Annotated in this window: 15 protein-coding genes; 3 read left to right on the top strand and 12 right to left on the bottom strand. The window is 70.1% G+C overall.

Annotated features, from left to right (window positions below):
- Positions 1–265: 265 nt before the first annotated feature.
- Together ACG83_RS27360 and ACG83_RS27355 are read right to left on the bottom strand one after the other, a co-directional pair.
- Entirely contained in the window at positions 266–697 is a 432-nt protein-coding gene (locus ACG83_RS27360; protein WP_054569076.1) for a hypothetical protein, read from the bottom strand.
- A 226-nt stretch (positions 698–923) separates the two neighbouring features.
- Positions 924–2,561 (bottom strand): serine/threonine-protein kinase, encoded by a 1,638-nt coding sequence (locus ACG83_RS27355; protein ID WP_054569075.1) that lies wholly within the window; start codon positions 2,559–2,561, stop codon positions 924–926.
- A 373-nt stretch (positions 2,562–2,934) separates the two neighbouring features.
- Between ACG83_RS27355 and ACG83_RS27350 the strand changes: the two genes are divergently transcribed.
- From ACG83_RS27350 to ACG83_RS27345, 3 genes are all read left to right on the top strand, one after another.
- Complete coding sequence (locus tag ACG83_RS27350) at positions 2,935–4,095, top strand: hypothetical protein (RefSeq protein WP_054569074.1); 1,161 nt, start codon at positions 2,935–2,937, stop codon at positions 4,093–4,095.
- Between the two features lie 190 nt (positions 4,096–4,285).
- Positions 4,286–4,447, top strand: a complete 162-nt coding sequence (locus ACG83_RS46195) for a putative RiPP precursor (RefSeq protein WP_200931380.1) — start codon at positions 4,286–4,288, stop codon at positions 4,445–4,447.
- 502 nt (positions 4,448–4,949) lie between these two features.
- Entirely contained in the window at positions 4,950–6,053 is a 1,104-nt protein-coding gene (locus ACG83_RS27345; protein WP_054569073.1) for an adenylate/guanylate cyclase domain-containing protein, read from the top strand.
- A 7-nt stretch (positions 6,054–6,060) separates the two neighbouring features.
- Here ACG83_RS27345 and ACG83_RS27340 read toward each other — a convergent pair whose 3' ends face one another.
- From ACG83_RS27340 to ACG83_RS27295, 10 genes are all read right to left on the bottom strand, one after another.
- Positions 6,061–6,486: a DUF3307 domain-containing protein gene (locus ACG83_RS27340; RefSeq protein ID WP_054569072.1), complete on the bottom strand. Its 426-nt coding sequence runs from the start codon at positions 6,484–6,486 to the stop codon at positions 6,061–6,063.
- Positions 6,487–6,734: 248 nt separating this feature from the next.
- Positions 6,735–7,202 carry a hypothetical protein gene (locus ACG83_RS27335; protein ID WP_054569071.1) on the bottom strand — a complete coding sequence of 156 codons (468 nt, stop codon included), beginning with the start codon at positions 7,200–7,202 and terminating at the stop codon, positions 6,735–6,737.
- A 221-nt stretch (positions 7,203–7,423) separates the two neighbouring features.
- A complete protein-coding gene (locus ACG83_RS27330) occupies positions 7,424–8,323 on the bottom strand; it encodes a hypothetical protein (protein WP_131831148.1) in 900 nt (299 codons plus the stop codon).
- Positions 8,320–8,772 (bottom strand): hypothetical protein, encoded by a 453-nt coding sequence (locus ACG83_RS27325; protein ID WP_054569188.1) that lies wholly within the window; start codon positions 8,770–8,772, stop codon positions 8,320–8,322. The genes ACG83_RS27330 and ACG83_RS27325 overlap by 4 nt, the downstream gene beginning before the upstream one ends.
- A gap of 52 nt (positions 8,773–8,824) precedes the next feature.
- The gene (locus tag ACG83_RS27320; protein WP_006545326.1) at positions 8,825–9,418 is read right to left on the bottom strand and encodes an ATP/GTP-binding protein; all 594 of its coding nucleotides are present in this window, start codon (positions 9,416–9,418) and stop codon (positions 8,825–8,827) included.
- Positions 9,399–9,791: a DUF742 domain-containing protein gene (locus ACG83_RS27315; protein ID WP_006545325.1), complete on the bottom strand. Its 393-nt coding sequence runs from the start codon at positions 9,789–9,791 to the stop codon at positions 9,399–9,401. Before ACG83_RS27315 ends, ACG83_RS27320 begins: the two co-directional genes overlap by 20 nt.
- 41 nt (positions 9,792–9,832) lie before the next feature.
- The gene (locus ACG83_RS27310; RefSeq protein WP_006545324.1) at positions 9,833–10,243 is read right to left on the bottom strand and encodes a roadblock/LC7 domain-containing protein; all 411 of its coding nucleotides are present in this window, start codon (positions 10,241–10,243) and stop codon (positions 9,833–9,835) included.
- A 3-nt stretch (positions 10,244–10,246) separates the two neighbouring features.
- Complete coding sequence (locus ACG83_RS47645) at positions 10,247–13,327, bottom strand: nitrate- and nitrite sensing domain-containing protein (RefSeq protein ID WP_054569069.1); 3,081 nt, start codon at positions 13,325–13,327, stop codon at positions 10,247–10,249.
- Positions 13,328–13,584: 257 nt separating this feature from the next.
- Positions 13,585–14,682 carry a LuxR family transcriptional regulator gene (locus ACG83_RS27300; protein ID WP_235498205.1) on the bottom strand — a complete coding sequence of 366 codons (1,098 nt, stop codon included), beginning with the start codon at positions 14,680–14,682 and terminating at the stop codon, positions 13,585–13,587.
- A 627-nt stretch (positions 14,683–15,309) separates the two neighbouring features.
- Complete coding sequence (locus ACG83_RS27295; protein WP_369812918.1) at positions 15,310–16,656, bottom strand: sensor histidine kinase; 1,347 nt, start codon at positions 16,654–16,656, stop codon at positions 15,310–15,312.
- Positions 16,657–17,569 lie beyond the last annotated feature (913 nt).

Here is a 17,569-nt window from a genome sequence, read left to right as displayed (position 1 = left end):
TTTGGTTGTTCCGACGACCAAAATCCTTCACCCTTGCGCACGGCCAGGCGAATCTGCGCCCCTTTTGCGCATCTTGAGATGAAATGCCGGTGTTGTGTGGCAGTGCGGGTGCGGGTGCGGTTCGCCTTCCGTCAGCACGGATCCGCCAAGCCCATGCTGCTGGTCCGGATCCGTCGCGTCTCAGGATTCTGCGAAAAGCTCTGCGGAAGCCGAAACCCTCGCTTCTTACTCGGAAGCGGTGGAGGTGGACGCGTCCGGTCGGACGTCAGCAGTCGATGGAATGCTCGGTGAGTTCGGCCCGCAGCTGGGTGAGGGTCGGGTTGTCCGGCCAGGTGCGGTCGTCCTCGACCTCGTGCCCGGAGCCGCGGGCGTCGCGGACCTCGTCGACGTCGAAGTAGTCGACGAGACCGCGGCCCGAGGAGCGCACGTCGTTCTCGAGTTCGACGTCGCAGGTCTGCGGGTCGGCGTCGGTGTTCACCAGGACGTGCGCGTCGTAGGCGACAGTGCGCTTCTTCCCACCCTTGCGCTCGATGTCCGCGGACACGTGGACCTTGCCGTAGCCTTTCGTGCGCAGCTTCTCGGCGAACTTGTCCGCGTCGTTCTTGGAGCCGCAGGCCGTCAGACCGGTCAGCACGCTCGCGGTGAGCGCGAGGGCGATCCCGCCCCTGACCATGGGTGTCCGCTGCTGCCTGGTCATGTTTCCTCGTCCTGCCTTCCACCACGCAAGGTCGACACGTCTCGAGCAGAGGTCGACATGACCTGAGCCGGGTCGGTCCAGAATGACCCCTTCGCCCGGAAGGCACCCGCCTGTGTCATCTATTGGGCAGGCACCTCCGACCCAGACAGGCACCCCCGGGCAGGCACCGGCGTTGGTACGCACTGCCGGCCGTGACCTGGGCGCGAACCGAGTGAACCCGCCGCGCTCAGGACTGCACGGAGACCCTGAAGGCGCAGCCGGCCTCGGCGAGGTAAACCTTGTCAGGACCGCCCGCGTTGAGCACGACCGGGCCGTCGCCCTTGTGCGCCGTGACGAAGTCGAGCGACCGACCGTCGATCGCACGCAGCGTGAGTTCGCAGTCCGTCGCGTCGCCGAAGTCGATCGGGTCGACCGAGATCCTCCCCGACGTGTCGAACACGGAGGTGTCCCCGCTGTAGGCCATCTGGACGAAGGGGAGCCCGGTTTTGGCCGGGCTCTCGTCGGCGCTCACCAGGCAGCCGTCATTGTTGACGGTCCAGTGGAACACGCCGGTGTCCGCGACCTGGTAGGCCTTCCGGCTGTAGACCCCCTCGAACAGCTGGACCACGGCACCATCCGCGTCCAGCACCGTCACCGTGCAGCCTGTGTCGTCATTCCCCTCGATCTGGTCGTCGATGGTGATGCGCCATGGCTCGCCGGCTGTGAACTCGGCGGATTCGGCGGAATCGGCGGAATCGGCGGGTTCGGCGGACTCGGCGGACTCGGCGGGCGACCCGGTGTCGTCCTTCTGAGTCAGGACGAGGCCGATGATCCCACCCACCGCGGCGATCAGCAGCACGGCCAGGACCGCGACGAGCCGGCGCGCACCGCTGGGTCCGCTGGGTCCGGTTGCGGGCGGAGCGGCCGGCGGCACGCTCTCCCGTGCGGGCTGATCCGCCGAAGGCTGATCCGTCCAGGTCGCACGCACCGGGGTTGACGGTGGGGTGTCCGCCAGGTTGGCTCCGAGAACCCGGGTCACCGGGAAGGCGGCGTCGCTGGGCACCAGCCCCACCAGAGCTTCATAAAGATCCACGGCGGTCGGCCGGCTCGCCGGATCACGAATCATCGCGGTCGTCACCAGATCACGCAGCGCAGGTGCGATCAGCTCGCGGTCGACCACGGGCTCCGCGACGGCGACCCTGGCCAGCACAACCTCCGGGCTGCCGGTGCCGAACGGCGCCTTTCCGCTCGCGGCGTAGCAGAGCAGCGCGCCCCAGGCGAAGATATCCGCGGCGGCCGTGACCTCCTGGCCGGATATCTGCTCCGGCGAGTGCCATCCAGGGGTGCCGACGAAATGACCGGTCGACGTCAGGGCGACCGTGTCGGTCACGGCCGCGATGCCGAAGTCGATTACTTTCGGCCCGCTGGGCGTCCACAGCACGTTCGACGGCTTGAGGTCGCGGTGAACCAGACCCGTCGTGTGAATCGAGAGCAGCGCCTCGGCGAGCCCCGCTGCCAGGACCAGCTGCGCGTCCGCGGCGAGCGGGCCGTCCGCCCGCACCTGCTCGGCCAGGTTGGGAGCGTCGAAGAACTCTGTCGCGAGCCACGGGCGGTCGGCGGTGAGCTCGAAGTCGACCAGCCGGGCCGTACGTGCGCCCCCCACCCGGAAACAGGCCTGGACCTCGCGCTGGAAGCGGCGGCGGAAATCCGCGTCATCGGCCAGCTCCGCACGGACGAGTTTGACCGCCACCCGCCCGAACGGACCTTCAGCGAGATAGACGACACCCATGCCACCGGCGCCGAGCCGGCCCAGAACCCGGTGCCGCCCAAGCACTTCGGGGTCGCCAGGCCGAGGCTCCTGAACGAGAACACCGGTCTCGGTCATCGTCGGTGGCGCTCCTCAGAGGTCCGGGCTACGACTTATGGGGTCACGCGGCGCGCATACTCCACGCAGGCTGAATATGCCACGTGTGGGACACCGCCGGACAGCCAGCCGGTGCGGCAGGCGGCCGCGCCACGAGTCGTACCCGGTCGGTCTCGCCGCGCTTCGGAGAAGCGTCGATTGCCGCGGATTCACCGCGACCGGTCACACGACAGGTAATAGGCACCCGGCAGCGACCGCCGGGACCCAACCCGGCATTGACATCTGTCGCGAGACGGATGTTCCTGTCCACCAACGGTTCCGCGGCGGCGGCCACTTCTCCATCCGGGATGTGACGGGCTGCGCTCCGGGCGGATCCTGTGTCAGGATCCGCCCGGTGACCGCCCTGGGAGACACGCTGGAGGCGATGTCCACGTCGGCCCGGCGGTGGAGCTCGCTACAGGCCGACCTGCGGGGTTGGGTCGACCACGCGGCGGTGGCGGCGGCGAGCATGGCGCAGGCCACCCGCGGTTTCCGCGTCGTGGTCTCACCACCCGGCGCGCCGGGCAACCAGCAGGCTCCTGCCGGGATGGACACGCGGCGCGGCTCGCTCCAGGCCACGCCCGAATCGCTGCGGGTCGACTGGCACGGCGACAGCGACGGCGACCTCGACAGCGACGGCGTCGTCGTGCGGGGCCTGCAGTGGCGGCGGCGTCACTGCGGCAAGGTCTACGGCTCGCGGCCCGCCGCCGCCGAATTCGGGCTGACCGCCGTGGGGATATCCGAGCTCGTCCTTGTGCGGCCCTGGCTGGTCCTGTCCGGTCTGGACCTGGCGGCCCCGCGGCCTGATGCGCAGGAACGGGACGGACGGACGGCGACCTGGGTACGCGGGGTTCCGCGCGACCAGAATTTCGCCCCCCGCCTGCACAACCTGCCGGAAGGCGACTCCTACGACCTGGTCGTGGACGATGCCACCGGCGTGCTGCTGGAGCTGACCGCCTGGTCCGGCGAGCGGAAGACCGAGCAGCTGAGCCTGCGCGCCCCGCGGTTCGACGCGCCGATCGACCCGCGTCGCTTCGATCTGGGCTCAGTCGGCGCCGTCGCCGAATCCGAGCGCCTCGGCGGCCAGGCCCGACCGCTGGCCGCGCTGGCCCGCGAGGTGGATTTCACGGTGCTCGCCCCCCGCGACCTGACCTACGCGGGTGTTCTGGAGAACGACGAGGACGGGCCAGCGATAGTCGCGCATTCCTACGGAGGACGTCTCCCGATCAGCCGGGTGTGGTTTGTCCAGTCCCGGGGCGCGCGGATGGCGGACCCCGCCGAATGGAAGCCGATCGCACTGGCGGACGGCACGCCGGCACGCTGGTGGTCCCCTGCCGACGACCCCGATCAGGGCCATGTGCGCTTTGAACGGGCCGGCACCCAGATCTGGGTCCTGGGTCATGGGCGGCGTGAGATCCACGATCTGGCCATCAGCCTCGCGCCGGTCTCGTGGCCGGAGAGCGAGCCTCTTCCATCGTCGACCCAGGCCTGCGGCGGCCCTGGCCACGAGCCGTGAGAGGGAAACGGTTCAGCGATGAACCCTTTCTGAACCACTGGTGAAGGCGGCCGAGCGACGATGAGAGGTGGTCGGTTGAGCGCCCTGACCCTGGTGGGCGCGCCCGACCGCACCGGCAGGGCTGGCGGGCGTGCGGCCGATCAGCGGAAGGAGGATCACTCCTACGCGGACTCGGGATGAGGAAGCGGCGATGAAGGACAGGTACGCGGCACCGTCGATACGGGCACAGGGTTACTTCCGAGACGTCACCGGAACGTTCTTCTGGGGCTGGCGCCACGGCTGGGGCTGGGGCGGCTGGGGCTGGCGCCACGGCTGGGGCGGCTGGGGTCGGCACGGCGGTTGGGGCTGGTAGACACCAGCAGGGACCGAAGCCGCCGAGATCACGGTTGCCTGCCTTCCAGGAGCGTCATCCAGAGCTCATGAACCGAGGGCCTGTGGTTCGCTTTGAGAACCACAGGCCCTCGTCTCGTTCTCCCCGCCCTCCCAGAAAATGGACATACCCGGCAGCAACCCGGAATAACGGCATATGCGGCCGGTCGCCGTGGCACGCATACGGGCCGATTCGCGCGGACCGGGGTCACCCGATCACCCGGACTGGACGACCACGAGAACGGTCCTGACGCTGACCAGGGGAAGGGCCTGCGGCCCGGTGCGGGTCCCGGCCGAAGTGGGCTAGCACAGTTTGCACCGGACCGCGGGCGCACCGCGGCCGGTTACGTAGGCCAGGGTGGATACCCCGTGAAGCCCCGCGGGTTCTCCCTCGAATCCGCCATGGCGGGCCGTTGCACGCCGCTATGATTCCGGCCGTGCCCGCGGCGGCGGCGGGTCTCGGGAAGGCAGGCGGCATAGTGAGAATGGAAACCACGACCGTGCTGGTCGTGGATCTGGTGGGCTCCACCCGGGCCATGGCCTCCGTTCCACGGGTTCGTATGACCGAAATGATGACCGAGGCGGTCCTGCCGATTCGGAGGATCGTGGAGGAGCTCGGCGGCGAGATCATCAAGTTCACCGGTGACGGATATCTGACAGCTTTCCGCTCCGCCACCGATTCGCTGCACGCGGCGGCACAGATCGTCAACCTGTTCATTTCCGGCCCGCGTCTGCCGATCGGCGACTGGGTGGAGGGCTGCCGGGTCGCGATCCACACCTGCGACACGATCAGATTCGAGAACGACCTGCTGGGCGAGGGCGTCGTCGTGCCCGCGCGGATGGAGAAGCACGTACCCACGAACGAGGTGTACGTGACGTCGACCACGCGGGACGCGGCCAAGTCGGCGGAGTTCGGCTTCGACCTCGTCGGGGAACTGGCTCTCAACGGGATTCCCCGGCCGGTGCAGGTGCACCGCCTCCTCGCGGACCGCTACCGCGGCATAGAGCGCAACGCGTTCCTCACCGTCACCGACCTGGTCGGCCTGAACGCCCTCGCCGCCCGTGTGTCCCTGACCACGCTGAACGAACGGCTCCATCGTTGGGTCGAGCTTCACCATGAGGCGCTGGGCACGACCCACGGCCGGCTGCGTTCCGTCGCCGGCGACAACATCCTCGCGACCCACGACAACGCGGACGACGCCGCGGCCTTTCTCATCGCACTCGACCGGCTCTCCCGCCTACCGGCAGATCCGCCGACCACGGCGCGGACCAACCAACCTGACCAGCCCGACCAACCTGACGAGGCCAACGGGGCCGACGAGGCCGGACAGCCGCCGTTCGCCTTCAGCGCCGTCATCGCGCACGGCGATCTGTTCGTTCCGGATTTCGGGCTGGCCGGGCCGCTGGTGAGCAGTACCTGCCGCACACTGCAGGCGCTCTCCCCAGGCACGAAAATCGTGACCTCGGCGGTGCTGCAGCGCCTCACCTGCGGCCAGGCGGCTTTCGGCCAGGTCATGCCCCCGGCGCCGGGCGACGGGGTCGTCGGGGAATACCACCTCTTCATCGGCGCCAAAGGCCGGGATTCCTGAAATCGGCTCAGCTCAGCGCGGACACCAGCAGCGCTCCGACGAACAGGCAGCCGATATGCAGCGACTGGTCAGCGAGGTAGATTCCGTTCACGCCACTGCTGGTGCTCTTGGCGAAAAGGGGTGACCGCCCTCGCTGGAGCAGCACGCGTACCGGCCACCGGCGGTCGATGAATCCATGCGTGAGGACGGACCAGATCAGCGCCACCACGATGCCCGCCGGCCGCAGCGGGACGTCGATCACGACGAGCCCGAGCAGCGCGGCGCAGATACACAGGTGATAGTTGAACAGGTGGCCGATCATCGCCCGGGCGGCGGCCCAGCCGGATCCGTGCTTGCGGGCTGCCTGCCAGTCGGTCTGCGCGACGTGGTCACCAAGGTGATGACCGACAAATAACGCGATGAACACCGCGGAGAACAGAGCGGCGTGATTCATGAATTTTCCCCCTCCCACCGAAGATCACAGTAGGGGAGGAAAGCGCATCAATCCGGGAGTTCGGCGGACCGGGGCTCCTGGGTGTTGTGACTGTCTGGCATCGCGGGCACCTGAGGCCCGACCGACCGCTCTGGTCGACCGATCCGGTTGACGCGTCCGGCCGGATCGGCGGGTCTCGCCGTTGGGTCGGATGCGGCCGGTCGGGCTGCTCGTCGCGGCCAGTGCGGCCGCCGGGTGCGTGGTGCCGCTTAGAAGGTGCGCGTTCCGGTGGAGCTGACCGGGCCGGAGAACAGGACGTTGCCGTTCAGGTCGTAGGCAGTGGCCGTCCCGGTGGAGGTGTACGTGTTCCACGCGGTGAAGGTGGCCGAGTGCTTGATGTCGATGGTGCCGATCACCACGCCGCCGGGGCCGGGCAGGGTCCGGACGAACCCGTAGGTGAAGGTGCGCGGGCCGGTGGACTTCCAGCTGCCCGTGAAGTCGCCGGTGGGTGTGGAGACCTCGAACTTGCCGTTGAGGTAGAAGTGCGACTCAACCGACTCGGTCGCGCCGAGGGCCGTGGTGGCGGTGCCCGACCAGCAGCCGACCGGCAGGTAGTACACCGAAGCGGACGCCCCAGCCACCGGCGCCGCGCCGACCGTCAGGGCGAGCATGCTCGCCAGCGCCGCGAGGATCAGCGTCGCGCGCGCGGAAGCGCGGCGGACGGACGATCTCAACATTCATGTGCTCCTTTGTTGCCGTCAGCATCGAGGCGCCTGAACACCCGGACCTGGCGCGAAGATGTCGGGGGCTTTCAGACGTGCACGCTCAGGCGGCGCCATGCACGCGTTCGCACCCCGCGACAGATGTGGGACTCCAGCCCCCCGTCCGTGGTGTTGGGGGTTCGTGTCGGCCTGTGCGGGCACGAACCCCCGACTCCACGGCTGGCAGGACCCGCCTGTCAGCGGCGCGGCGACGACAGCGACGTAACGTGTGCGGGAAAGAGAATGAAACCGGACATATCGCCGTCCGCACTGAACGCGTCGAACCACTCCCCCGTAGGCGGAGCGACGACCCGCCAGTCGCCATCGGCCCAGTTCACCTCGACCCGCATCGTCACCGAGACGACGTCATCGCCGCCCCCGAACCGGGTGAGAACATACCGTACCGTCGCGTTCCCTGATGAATAGCTCTCAAGCTTCCATCCGGTGATCTCAATTTGCTCATAGGTGCGGCGGGTAAGATTGCCGACCGCTCGCCCGGTCGACCCGTGATCCTCTTTACGGTCGGAGTCGTTCACCTGGTTGCCCCGCCGACGCGGATCGGTTCCTGAACCGGACTCGGCCGCCGGCCAGTGACCGGAACCCCTCCTGGGCTCATCCATGGAACATTCACGCAGGTCAGCGCCCTGTTGCTGGGTGGCGATCCGCCGACAGGTGGTGATCACGCCGTCCATGCCTATGACCTGGAAGGCGATGTTCACAGCGCCGATGACCGCGCCGAGCGGAGAACGCGCAAATCCCGCCACGCCGTTCTCGTCCATCACCCACGGACCGGCCGACGGACTTCGCGGCAGTCTTATTCGCCCCACTTGACCCGATCCGTCCGCCGCCGTGTCGGTACTACCGGGGCGCCGACTGCCGGCGGGTTCACTGAAGGTGGTGGTGATTGCGGCGGGAATCATGCCGGTTCCGCATTCCTGGCCGGTTCCTGCCAACGGGTGGCCGGTTTCTGCCAGCGGGTCGTAGAAGTCGACGTCGGCCAGGCTGATGTCCCGCGTTCGGGCCCAGATCCGGAGCAGCACCCAGACCGTCACGCCGAACACCGTCCCGGCCTCGGCCGTCAACAGCAGCAGAGTCACGCGCATTCTCCGGGAACAGGCCCGTCCACCGGCACCATCCGCTGGTAGCCGGCCGCGAACGGCGTCGGCGGCCGATCGGCGAGGTCGGCAAGGTCGGCGAGCTCGGGATGCCGGTCCGGGCCGGCCGCGAACGGCGCCGCCGGCAGATCGGCCAGCTCGGGATGCCGGTCCGAGCCGGCCGCCATCCGGGCCGCGGCCAGCAGCGCCCGAGCCACCTGGGCCCATTCGCTGCAGTCACCGCCGATCGCGCCGCGGATCGTCTCCAGGCTGTGCAGCTCGTGGGAGAGCCCGCCGGCTACATAGGCCGGCATGCGCACCATGACCGCGGGGCGCCGGCTGTTCGGCGGGTCCTCGACCTCGATCTGGTCCTCCCAGTCGACATAGACCTCCATCTCGATTCCGGGCACTCGGCCACGCGGCCGGGGCAGGTCGAGGTTGTGGCTTGACATCACGGCCTCCTGAGATCCCCCCGAGCTGATCGTCACCGCCGAGCCCGGCCGGTCACGGACCATCCAGTGGTTCTCCGGTAAGGGCAAGTTCCAGGGCATGGCGCACGAGATGGACGAGCGTCGTCTGCGCGCTGTCCGGGCGCCGGGCGTCGCAGTACATCACCGGCCGGTGCGGAGCGAGGTCGGCGGCATCACGGACCATCGGGAGCGGGTATTCATGGGAGTTCGCCTCGAAGCGGTTGACCGCGACCAGGAACGGCACCTGGCGGTTCTCGAAGAAGTCGATGGCGGGGAACGAGTCGGCCATGCGGCGGGTGTCGACCAGCACCACCGCGCCGATCGCGCCCCGGACGAGCTCGTCCCACATGAACCAGAACCGGTCCTGGCCGGGAGTACCGAACAGATACAGGATGATGTTGTTGCTGAGCGTGAGGCGACCGAAGTCCATGGCCACGGTGGTGGTCGTCTTCCTGTTCACCGCGCTGGTGTCGTCGACGCCGACGCTGGCGCTGGTCATCGCCGCCTCGGTGGTGAGCGGCTCGATCTCGCTCACCGACCCGACGAACGTCGTCTTGCCAACTCCGAAGCCACCGGCGACGAGCACCTTCACCGCGGTGGGTGCGCGTCTAGAGAGTGGTGAGACCATGCAGAACCCTCCGTAGGAGCTCCGGGCTGGGTCGATCAGGATGTTCGGGGCGGTGGACGGAGACCATTCCGCCCCGCGCCATGTCGTCGATGAGTACCCGCACCACCATCAACGGCAGTTTCAGACGGGCGGAGATCTCGGCGATCGAGTGAATTCGCATGCACAGGATCGCGATGTCGTGTTCCTCGGGCGCGAGCCGGCCGCGCCGCCGGATCGCCGCCATGCCGCCGTCGGTGGTCGCGACGAGCGCGACGAGCTCCAGCGGCACCGCCGGCGTCGTGCGTCCTCGGGTCACCGCGTAGGGGCGGACGAACGCCTCTGCGTCGTCCCAGTGCTCGCCCGGTGCCGGCGACCCGGACCAGTCCTCGGGCACCGTCTACCTCCCTCCCCCGCTTGCACGCGGTCCAGGTCGACTCAGGACGGCAGGGCCGCCCGCATCTGGCTGCGAAGCTCCGGGGTCAGGAACCGGCCGGCCCTGCTGACCAGGTGCGCCATCTCGTAGGCGATCTGGCCGACGTCGGCGTCGGCGGTGCTGGAGACGGCGAGGCAGGCGCTGTGGCCGACAGCGGTGATGAACAGGTAGCCGTTCTCCATGTCGACCATCGTCTTGTTGACCTGGCCCCAGCCGTGCTGGCGAGCGGCACCGCGGGCCAGTGCGTCGAAGCCGGACGCGACCGCGGCGAGCTGGTCGGCCGCCGTGCGTTCGATCCCGCTCGACGTGGCGAGCAGCAGTCCGTCCGCGGACAGGACAACCGCGCACAGGATGTCGGGAACGGTCTCGCGCAGGCGATCGAGCAGAAAGGAGAGGTCGGGCTGTCGGTGCATCGCTTATCTCCCGTCGAGGTCGTCGGCGTCACGCATTCCGCGTTCGAATGCGCTGGTGAAGCCCTGGGCGAGCGCGCGGGCGGCCTCGGGGTCGGGCGGGCGGGCGGTGCGGCGGGCCGGCTGCTCCACATCGGGTTCGGAGCGCAGGCTCTCGGCGAGATGGGCCCCGCGGCGGCGGCGCGGCAGATCCTCAAGCCGTGGATGGCCCCCGGTGCCGCCCGCACCGCCCGTGCCGCCCGGCACGGTCGCGGCCGCGCCGTCGCTGCCCCGCAGCGGTCCGAACAGGGGGTCGAAGACGCCGCTGTCGGCCAGGTCCATGGCGCTGTGGGCAGCCAAGCCGGGCGGACGTCCTTCGCTGCCGCGACGCGAGGACGGGTCCAGGTCCGGATCCAGGCGCACCGGCCGGACGTCGTCCGGTGGCACCCTCGAACCGCTGTATCCGCTGTACTCGCCGTACCCGCCGCGCCGGCCGCCGCCGCCACTGCCGCCACTGCCGCCGCTGCTGCCACCGCCGTCTTGGCCGCTGTAACCGCCCGGCCTGCCGTTTCCGTCGTGCCTGCTGTATCCGTCCTGGCCGCCATACCCGCCACTGCCGCCATACCCGCTACTACCGCCGTGCCCGCCCGGTCCCCCGGAGCCCAGCGGTGCGCCGGCCCCCGCCGCGAGCGGGTCGAAACCGGGCGCCGCACCGGACCGGGCGGCCGCACCGGAACCGGCCGAGCCCCGAGCGCCCTCGGCGAAGTCGCGGGTGCCGTACATGCCTGCCTCGCCGGCCCCGTTGGCCCCGTGATCGCTGTGAGCGGCGTGCGCCCCGTGGGTCGCCTCGGCGAACCCGCCGAGGCGCACGTCCGCCCCGAACCCGTCGGGACGTCCATAGCCGTCGCCGTGCCCGTTGTCACCGCCCCGGCCCACGCGGACGGTGTCCCCGGAGCGGCTCGAACGGCCGTCCGCGTCGCCGGTCAGATCGACACCGATGCCGCTGCCGGCCCGCGCGCCGACCGGGTGGGGCGCCGTTCCCGTCCCGACGGGCAGGGCGAACTCCTCGGTGGGCGCATGCCGGCCGCCACCGGTGCCGCGATCCCCACCGGGACCGCCCCCAGGGCCCAGCTCCGGCCTGCGCCGCCCCGGATCGTCGGGACCACCACCGGTACCACCGGTGTTACCGGTGCCGCCCGCCCGGCCCGCCGGAAGCATCGCGGTCTGGTGGGCGACCTCGGTGTGGATGAGACCCGCGGGAATGATCGTGACCACGTGCACACCGCCGTAGACGCTGGGCTTGAAACGCACCGCGATCCGGTGCCGGGCGGCGAGGCGCGCGACGACGAACAGGCCGATCTGGCTGCCGTGCGTCGAGGCCTCGAACGGCGGCGGGTTCGCCATGCGGTGGTTGGTCGCGGCGTACATCTCGTCGTCGAGGCCGACCCCGCGGTCCTCGATCTCCACCGTCCAGCCCTGGCCGACCCGGCTGGCCTGCACCGTCACCGGCGTGTCGGGCGGGGAGAAGGCGGTGGCGTTCTCGATGAGCTCGGCGAGCATGTGGGTGAGGTCACCGACGGCGGAGCCGACGATCTCGACATCGGACGTCGGCAGGTGCACATGGACCCGGGTGTAGTCCTCGACCTCGCTGACCGCCGCCCGCAGCACCTGGACCAGCCGGACCGGGCCGCGGAAGGTGCGTCCCGGCTGGCCGCCGGACAGCACGATGAGGCTTTCGGCCAGCCGCCGCATTCTGGTGGCCTGGTGGTCGACGCCGAACAGCTTGGTCAGGATCTCGCCGTCCTGCTGGTCGCGCTCCAGCTCGTCGATCAGCCGGAGCTGGCGCTGGATGAGGCCCTGGGTGCGCCGCGCCAGCGTCTGCAGGATGGCGCCGACGCTGCGGCCCTCGGCGACCTCGTAGGCCGCCGTGACGGCCGACGAGTAGGTGACGTTGAAGGCGCGCGCGACGTCACCGATCTCGTCGCCGCCGGCGGTCGGGAAGGCTGCGGGCTCGGCCTCAAGGTCCACGGGCTGGCCCTGCCGTAGCTTCGAGGTGACCTCCGGCAGTCGGCGCTGGGCGACGTCGAGCGCACCGGTGCGCAGGTTACGCAGCCCGCCGACGATCCGGCTGGCGACACCGACGGACACCGCGACAGACAACGCGAGGACACCGGCCGCGAGCAGGCCGGACAGCGCGGCCTGGCGCAGCGCCGCGTCGGCCAGCGTCCCGCTGCGATGTTCCAGCTCCTCGACGACCTGCCGCTGGACCGCGCGGACCTGCTCGGACTTCGCCCCGCTCGCCGCCGCCCAGGCGCTGAAGTCGATCCGCTGGCCGTGCAGCACCTTGTCGCGCAGCTCGGTCACCGCCGCCTGGGTGGGGCCGACCAGCTTGTCGTAGAGGGCCACCTCGGCTGCGGTGGCGGACAGCCGGAACTGGGTCATCCAGGCGGTCTCCGTACCGATCGCCGACTGGACCCGGGTGACGCTGTCGGGCACCGCGGTACCGAGCACGGCCGCCGACGAGACGTACCCGTACTGCTGGCTGATCGACTCACCCACCCGGGAGATCGCGGACAGCGCGGTCGCGACCCGCACGACGTCCGTGTCCTCGCTGCCGATGCCGACCATGGCGGCGCCGACGTCCAGCCAGCCGGAGATCATCTGGTTGTAGGTGACGGTCCCTGGCCCGGGTTGCAGGGTCTGCGCGTCGACCCCGGCCCGCACGGTCGCCAGGCCCCCCATCTGGCCCTGGGCCGCGGCGACCGCGTCCCGGACCTGGTTGCGCGGGCCGGCGGGCAGCTCCGCGGCGGTCTTCGTGACGGTCGTGAGCGCCTCGTCGACGGGGCCTCGCGCGTTCGTCGAACGGACCGCGAAGTCGCGTTCCCGGTACCCGGAGCCCACCAGGCTGGAGACGGCGTACCGCTCCGTCTGCAGGGAGTACACAAGATCGTTGACGTGGATGAGGAACCGGGCCGCCGTGCGCGTCTGCTCGCTCGCCCGCTGCGCGGCGAGCTGACCGGAGACGACCCAGCCACCGAAGCCGACCAGAGCAAGCAGTGGCAGGAGCAGCACCACGGTGATCTTGTAGCGAATGGGCCAGTTCCGCACTCCGCCACCTCTCGTCGGGACGCGGGGTCCGCCGGACGTCAAGTCACCCGACGGGACCGGGGCGTGGCAGGGAGGGGACACGCCACGCCCAGCCGTCAGCGCTCTGGGTGGCTCCACGGCCGCGTGCCGAGTACATCCACCACGCCGGAGCAACTCTGAGCAGCTATCTCGATCCCGTCGGCGAGCAGGACGGTAGTCGTGGTTGACGGTTGACCGGAAGAGTAATCATGTGACGCTTAAGGGACGCCGTGTCCTGTTCATGCCATTCCAACCGTTCGACTGCCGGCGGCAGGGACCGTCGACGGGATCCCAGCGGCCGGCGGCGCGGCTGGCGGAACGGCCGAAGGAACGGCTGACGGGACGCCTGACGGGACGCCCACGGCTGGCGGGACAGCGGCGCCACCCTGCTCCGCGCCCCGGCCGCCCCTGGACAGATATCCGGACCGGGCGGCGGCGGCACCGAGCTGGAACCTGCTCAGGACGCCGAAGCGCTGGCACAGCTCGGCCACGTCACGCTTCACGGTGCGATCGGAGACCCCCAGCTCCCGGGCCGCCCGGCTGTCGTCCAGACCCATGTCGAGCAGGCGCAGCAGTGCTCGCTGGCGGCGCATCGTCGCCGGTTCGTCGACGACCACCTCCGCACTGCCGCGGACAGCGGCCGCCCGCTGGGTGCGGGTCACCATGTCGGCGACCGCCAGGACGAGCGTCGGCGCGACGACCGCGAACGCCCCGTCGTCGAGATCGTCGTCCCGCACGGGAACCAGGGCAGCGGTGGCGTCCCAGACGATCGCCCGCATCGGCAACGCGGGGGCCACATACACCTGACCGATGGGCGGCAGCCGCCGCCCGGCGTTTCGCCGCCTGGCCACCGTGACCGCACCGGGCGTCCAGACGCTGGCGATGTGCACTCCCCGGCCCGCGGCCGGGACCAGCAGATCCGGGACGTCCCCACCGAGGCCGGGCGGCGGTGGACCACTGAGCAGAAATCGGATGGACTGCGTGGACTTTCCGGTGAGCTCGGCCATTCGCGGGAAGATCTCATCGCGGGCGAGAACCTGGATGCCGGCATTCGTCCCCGCTCTGCGGCGGCCGGCGACGTAGTCCCCGAAGAGCCCCGAACGGTAGAGCTGAGCCCGTTCATCCGCCATTCGGGCTCGTTCGGCCACCAGCGCCGCCTCACGCACCGCGTGCCGTGCCTGCAACACGCGCGCCGGATCCTGAGGCTCCCACTGATGCCCGACCTGACGGACGAGACCGGCCTCTACCAGCCGCTCCATCTCCGCCTGGACGATCGGCTCCGGCCGGCGCAGCCATTCGGCCAGCAGGTCGACCCCGCTGTAGGGGTGGCGTGCCACCGCCCGCCACACCTCGTCTGAGAATTCATCCAGTCCATCGAATCCGAGTTCGGACAGGCGCATCTACACCCCTTCCCGTCTCCTGGCGGCACCGGCAACGAACATTCCAGACACGTCCCGGAAACACTCCGCTGGATTTACCGGAAATTGCGGCACGCGCCAGACACGACACTGCACTGACGCACCGATTACGACTGGTTACGGCAAGCTATAACAGCTCCGAGGACTCTTCAATGGCTTCGCGGGAAATTGCCGGGAGATTCCCGCAACACCACAACGTGCACGCAAAGATGATCGATCATTTGCGTTGTCATGGTCTTGCATGGTGTATTCAAAGGCAGATCTGTTCCGAATCCCGCTTGCGCGACCATGGCTCCAACGGTCGCCAACGCCAGCACATCGGGGCTCAGTGGGTGGACGTCCGCCCACGTCAAAAGGTTGCGGACGGCCGCGGCGGGCCGCGTCACACAGCCCGGTCCGTGCACCGGCCGGTAACTCGATCGTTACTCGCCCGCCTTCTGGTGCCCCGGCAGTAATCACCGGCCGTCCCGGCGGCGGGCTTTTCGGGGCCCGCCGGAGCGGCCGGAAAGAGATTCGAATTCGGCCGGCCGGGGGTCGTGCGGCGGCTTATCGCCCCGACGGTTCCCGATCCCGCCAGGGCACCGTCGCCTCGACACGCGTCGGCCCACCGTCCGGGCTGTGCACGAGCAGGGTGCCATCGATCGCGCCCAGTCGTTCCGCCAGCCCCGCGAGCCCGCTCCCGGAGCCGACCCGTGCCCCGCCCCGGCCGTCGTCGGTCACCACCAGCCGCAGCCGGCCCCCGACCCGGTTCAGGTCGAGAGCCGCGGAGACCGCCTGGCTGTGCTTGCTGATGTTCGTGACCAGCTCCGCCGCGGTGAAGTAGACGATGCCCTCGATCGCCGGGGCCGGCCGCCGCGCCAACTCGACCGTGACCTGCACCGGAACGGTGCACCGTGCGCCGAGCGAGGCAACCGCCGCCGGCAGGCCGCGGTCGGTCAGGATCGCGGGGTGGATCCCGCGGGCGAGATCCCGCAGCTCGCGCAGTGCCAGCTTCACCTCGTCATGGGCCTGCTCGACCATCGTCGCCGCGGCCTCGGGGTCCTCCGCGAGCTTCTCCCGCGCCATCCCCAGCCCCATGGCGAGTGCGACCAGCCGTGCCTGCGCGCCGTCGTGCAGGTCTCGCTCGATGCGGCGCAGATCGGCGGCAGCCGTGTCGACGACGGTGCCCCGCCCCGCCTCCAGCTCCCGGATCCGGCGTTCCATCCGGTCGGACGGCGACAGCAGCGCGGAGATCATGGCCTTGTCCACGGCGCCGAGGGCCCGTGTCACCACCGGCAGCACCGGCCAGGCGACCAGAAGCAACACCAGCGTCACGACGAACGTGATGATCGCCCAGGGCAGGCGGACGAAGAAGTACAGAACATGCCGCCAGCCGACCGGATCCGCCAGCGCGGACCACAGTCGCGCCATCGAGCCGGGCGGCGGTGGCGCCGGCCGGGACGCCGCCGGGATGTGCAGCCCCAGCAGCACCCGGGCGCGCGCCCGCTCGACCGTGCCGAGCGCGCGGGTGACGACCAGCCCGATGCGGAGCAACGGCAGGCCGATGACGGTGATGGCCAGGCCCAGCGCGAGGGAGAACCACGTGACGACGAAGACGAACCCGACCAGCCCCAGCGGAAGATCCAGAAGCAGGAACAGCACGCGCCGCCAGGAACGGACGTCCAGCGCCAGGACTGGCTCCGCGGCCGCGCCGGTGCCCGCGCGCCCGGCCGCGCCGGTGCCCGCACGCTCAGCGCCGTCAGCGTGCACGCGCACACCGGCACCCGTGCCCAGGCCCACGCTCCCGCCGGCATCCACGCTTCCGCCGGCATCCACGCTTCCGCCGACACCTCTGCTCCCGCCGGTCTCCATGCTCGCGCCGGCTCCGGCGCCCGCGTCGACGGGACCGGCCACGGGCGCTCCTTTCGATCGGGCGGCACGGCGAACTCGCCCCGGGCGGGTCGGCGCCGCCGCGCGCTGACCAGCGTTGCGCTGGCAGGTCCGCCGGAATGGCAGGGGGTGGCGAGCCGCGTCCGGTTCGCCCCCCGGAACGCAGAGAAGCGTGGTTCCCGGCCCTCGTCAAGAGTCGACCGATAACCGCCGGCGACACTTCACTATGGAAACACTCCGATTCAACACCCCTCGCCGTGCACCTCCCGGTGAACAGTCACGGCATCCGGGGTTCATTCCGGCGGAGCGGGCGACGTCCGCTCCGCCGTGATCCGAGATCACGGGACCACGGTTCATGGCGACCCGGCCCAGGGTGTCGCCGCGGGCGCCCACGGAGCCGGGTCGCGCGGCGACGGAATGCTCCCGATGCCCCCCGGATGCCGGGTTGGGAGCAGCCGGCGCGGCAGCCCCGCCCAACCCGGCCCGCGTGGCCACCGGCCCCGGTCACCCACGACCGGGGAATACCGATCCAGCCCGATCGCAATGCCGTTCATGCTGTGGCGCCTGAAGTTCTACCGGGCGCCGAGAGGGCTGGGCCCAGAACTGGCCAGGCGCCACCGAGGACCGACCGGGCCGACACCAGGAATACCCAGCAGAAGCACCCATCTAAAATTATCTATATTCATCAGATTTGAATCTCACGAGACCACATCGTGTCATGCGAGTGGTGCCGACAAGAAAAGTCGAGTACCTCCACCACTGCGGTCGCACAACGTGCAAGAATGAAGTCGAACACGCAAGGCACGGGGCGCCCTCCCGCCCTGATCCACTAAGGATTCAGCGAGACCGCAGGCCGTCGTCCACAGTCGACCGCCCTGCAGTCCCGGGGAGGCACGGCTCCATGGGGGGGAAGATCTGAGCAAGCAAAAGCCGACGG

The organism is Frankia sp. R43 (assembly GCF_001306465.1).
Lineage (GTDB): Bacteria > Actinomycetota > Actinomycetes > Frankiales > Frankiaceae > Parafrankia > Parafrankia irregularis.
This window is presented reverse-complemented; position numbering and strand designations above follow the sequence as displayed.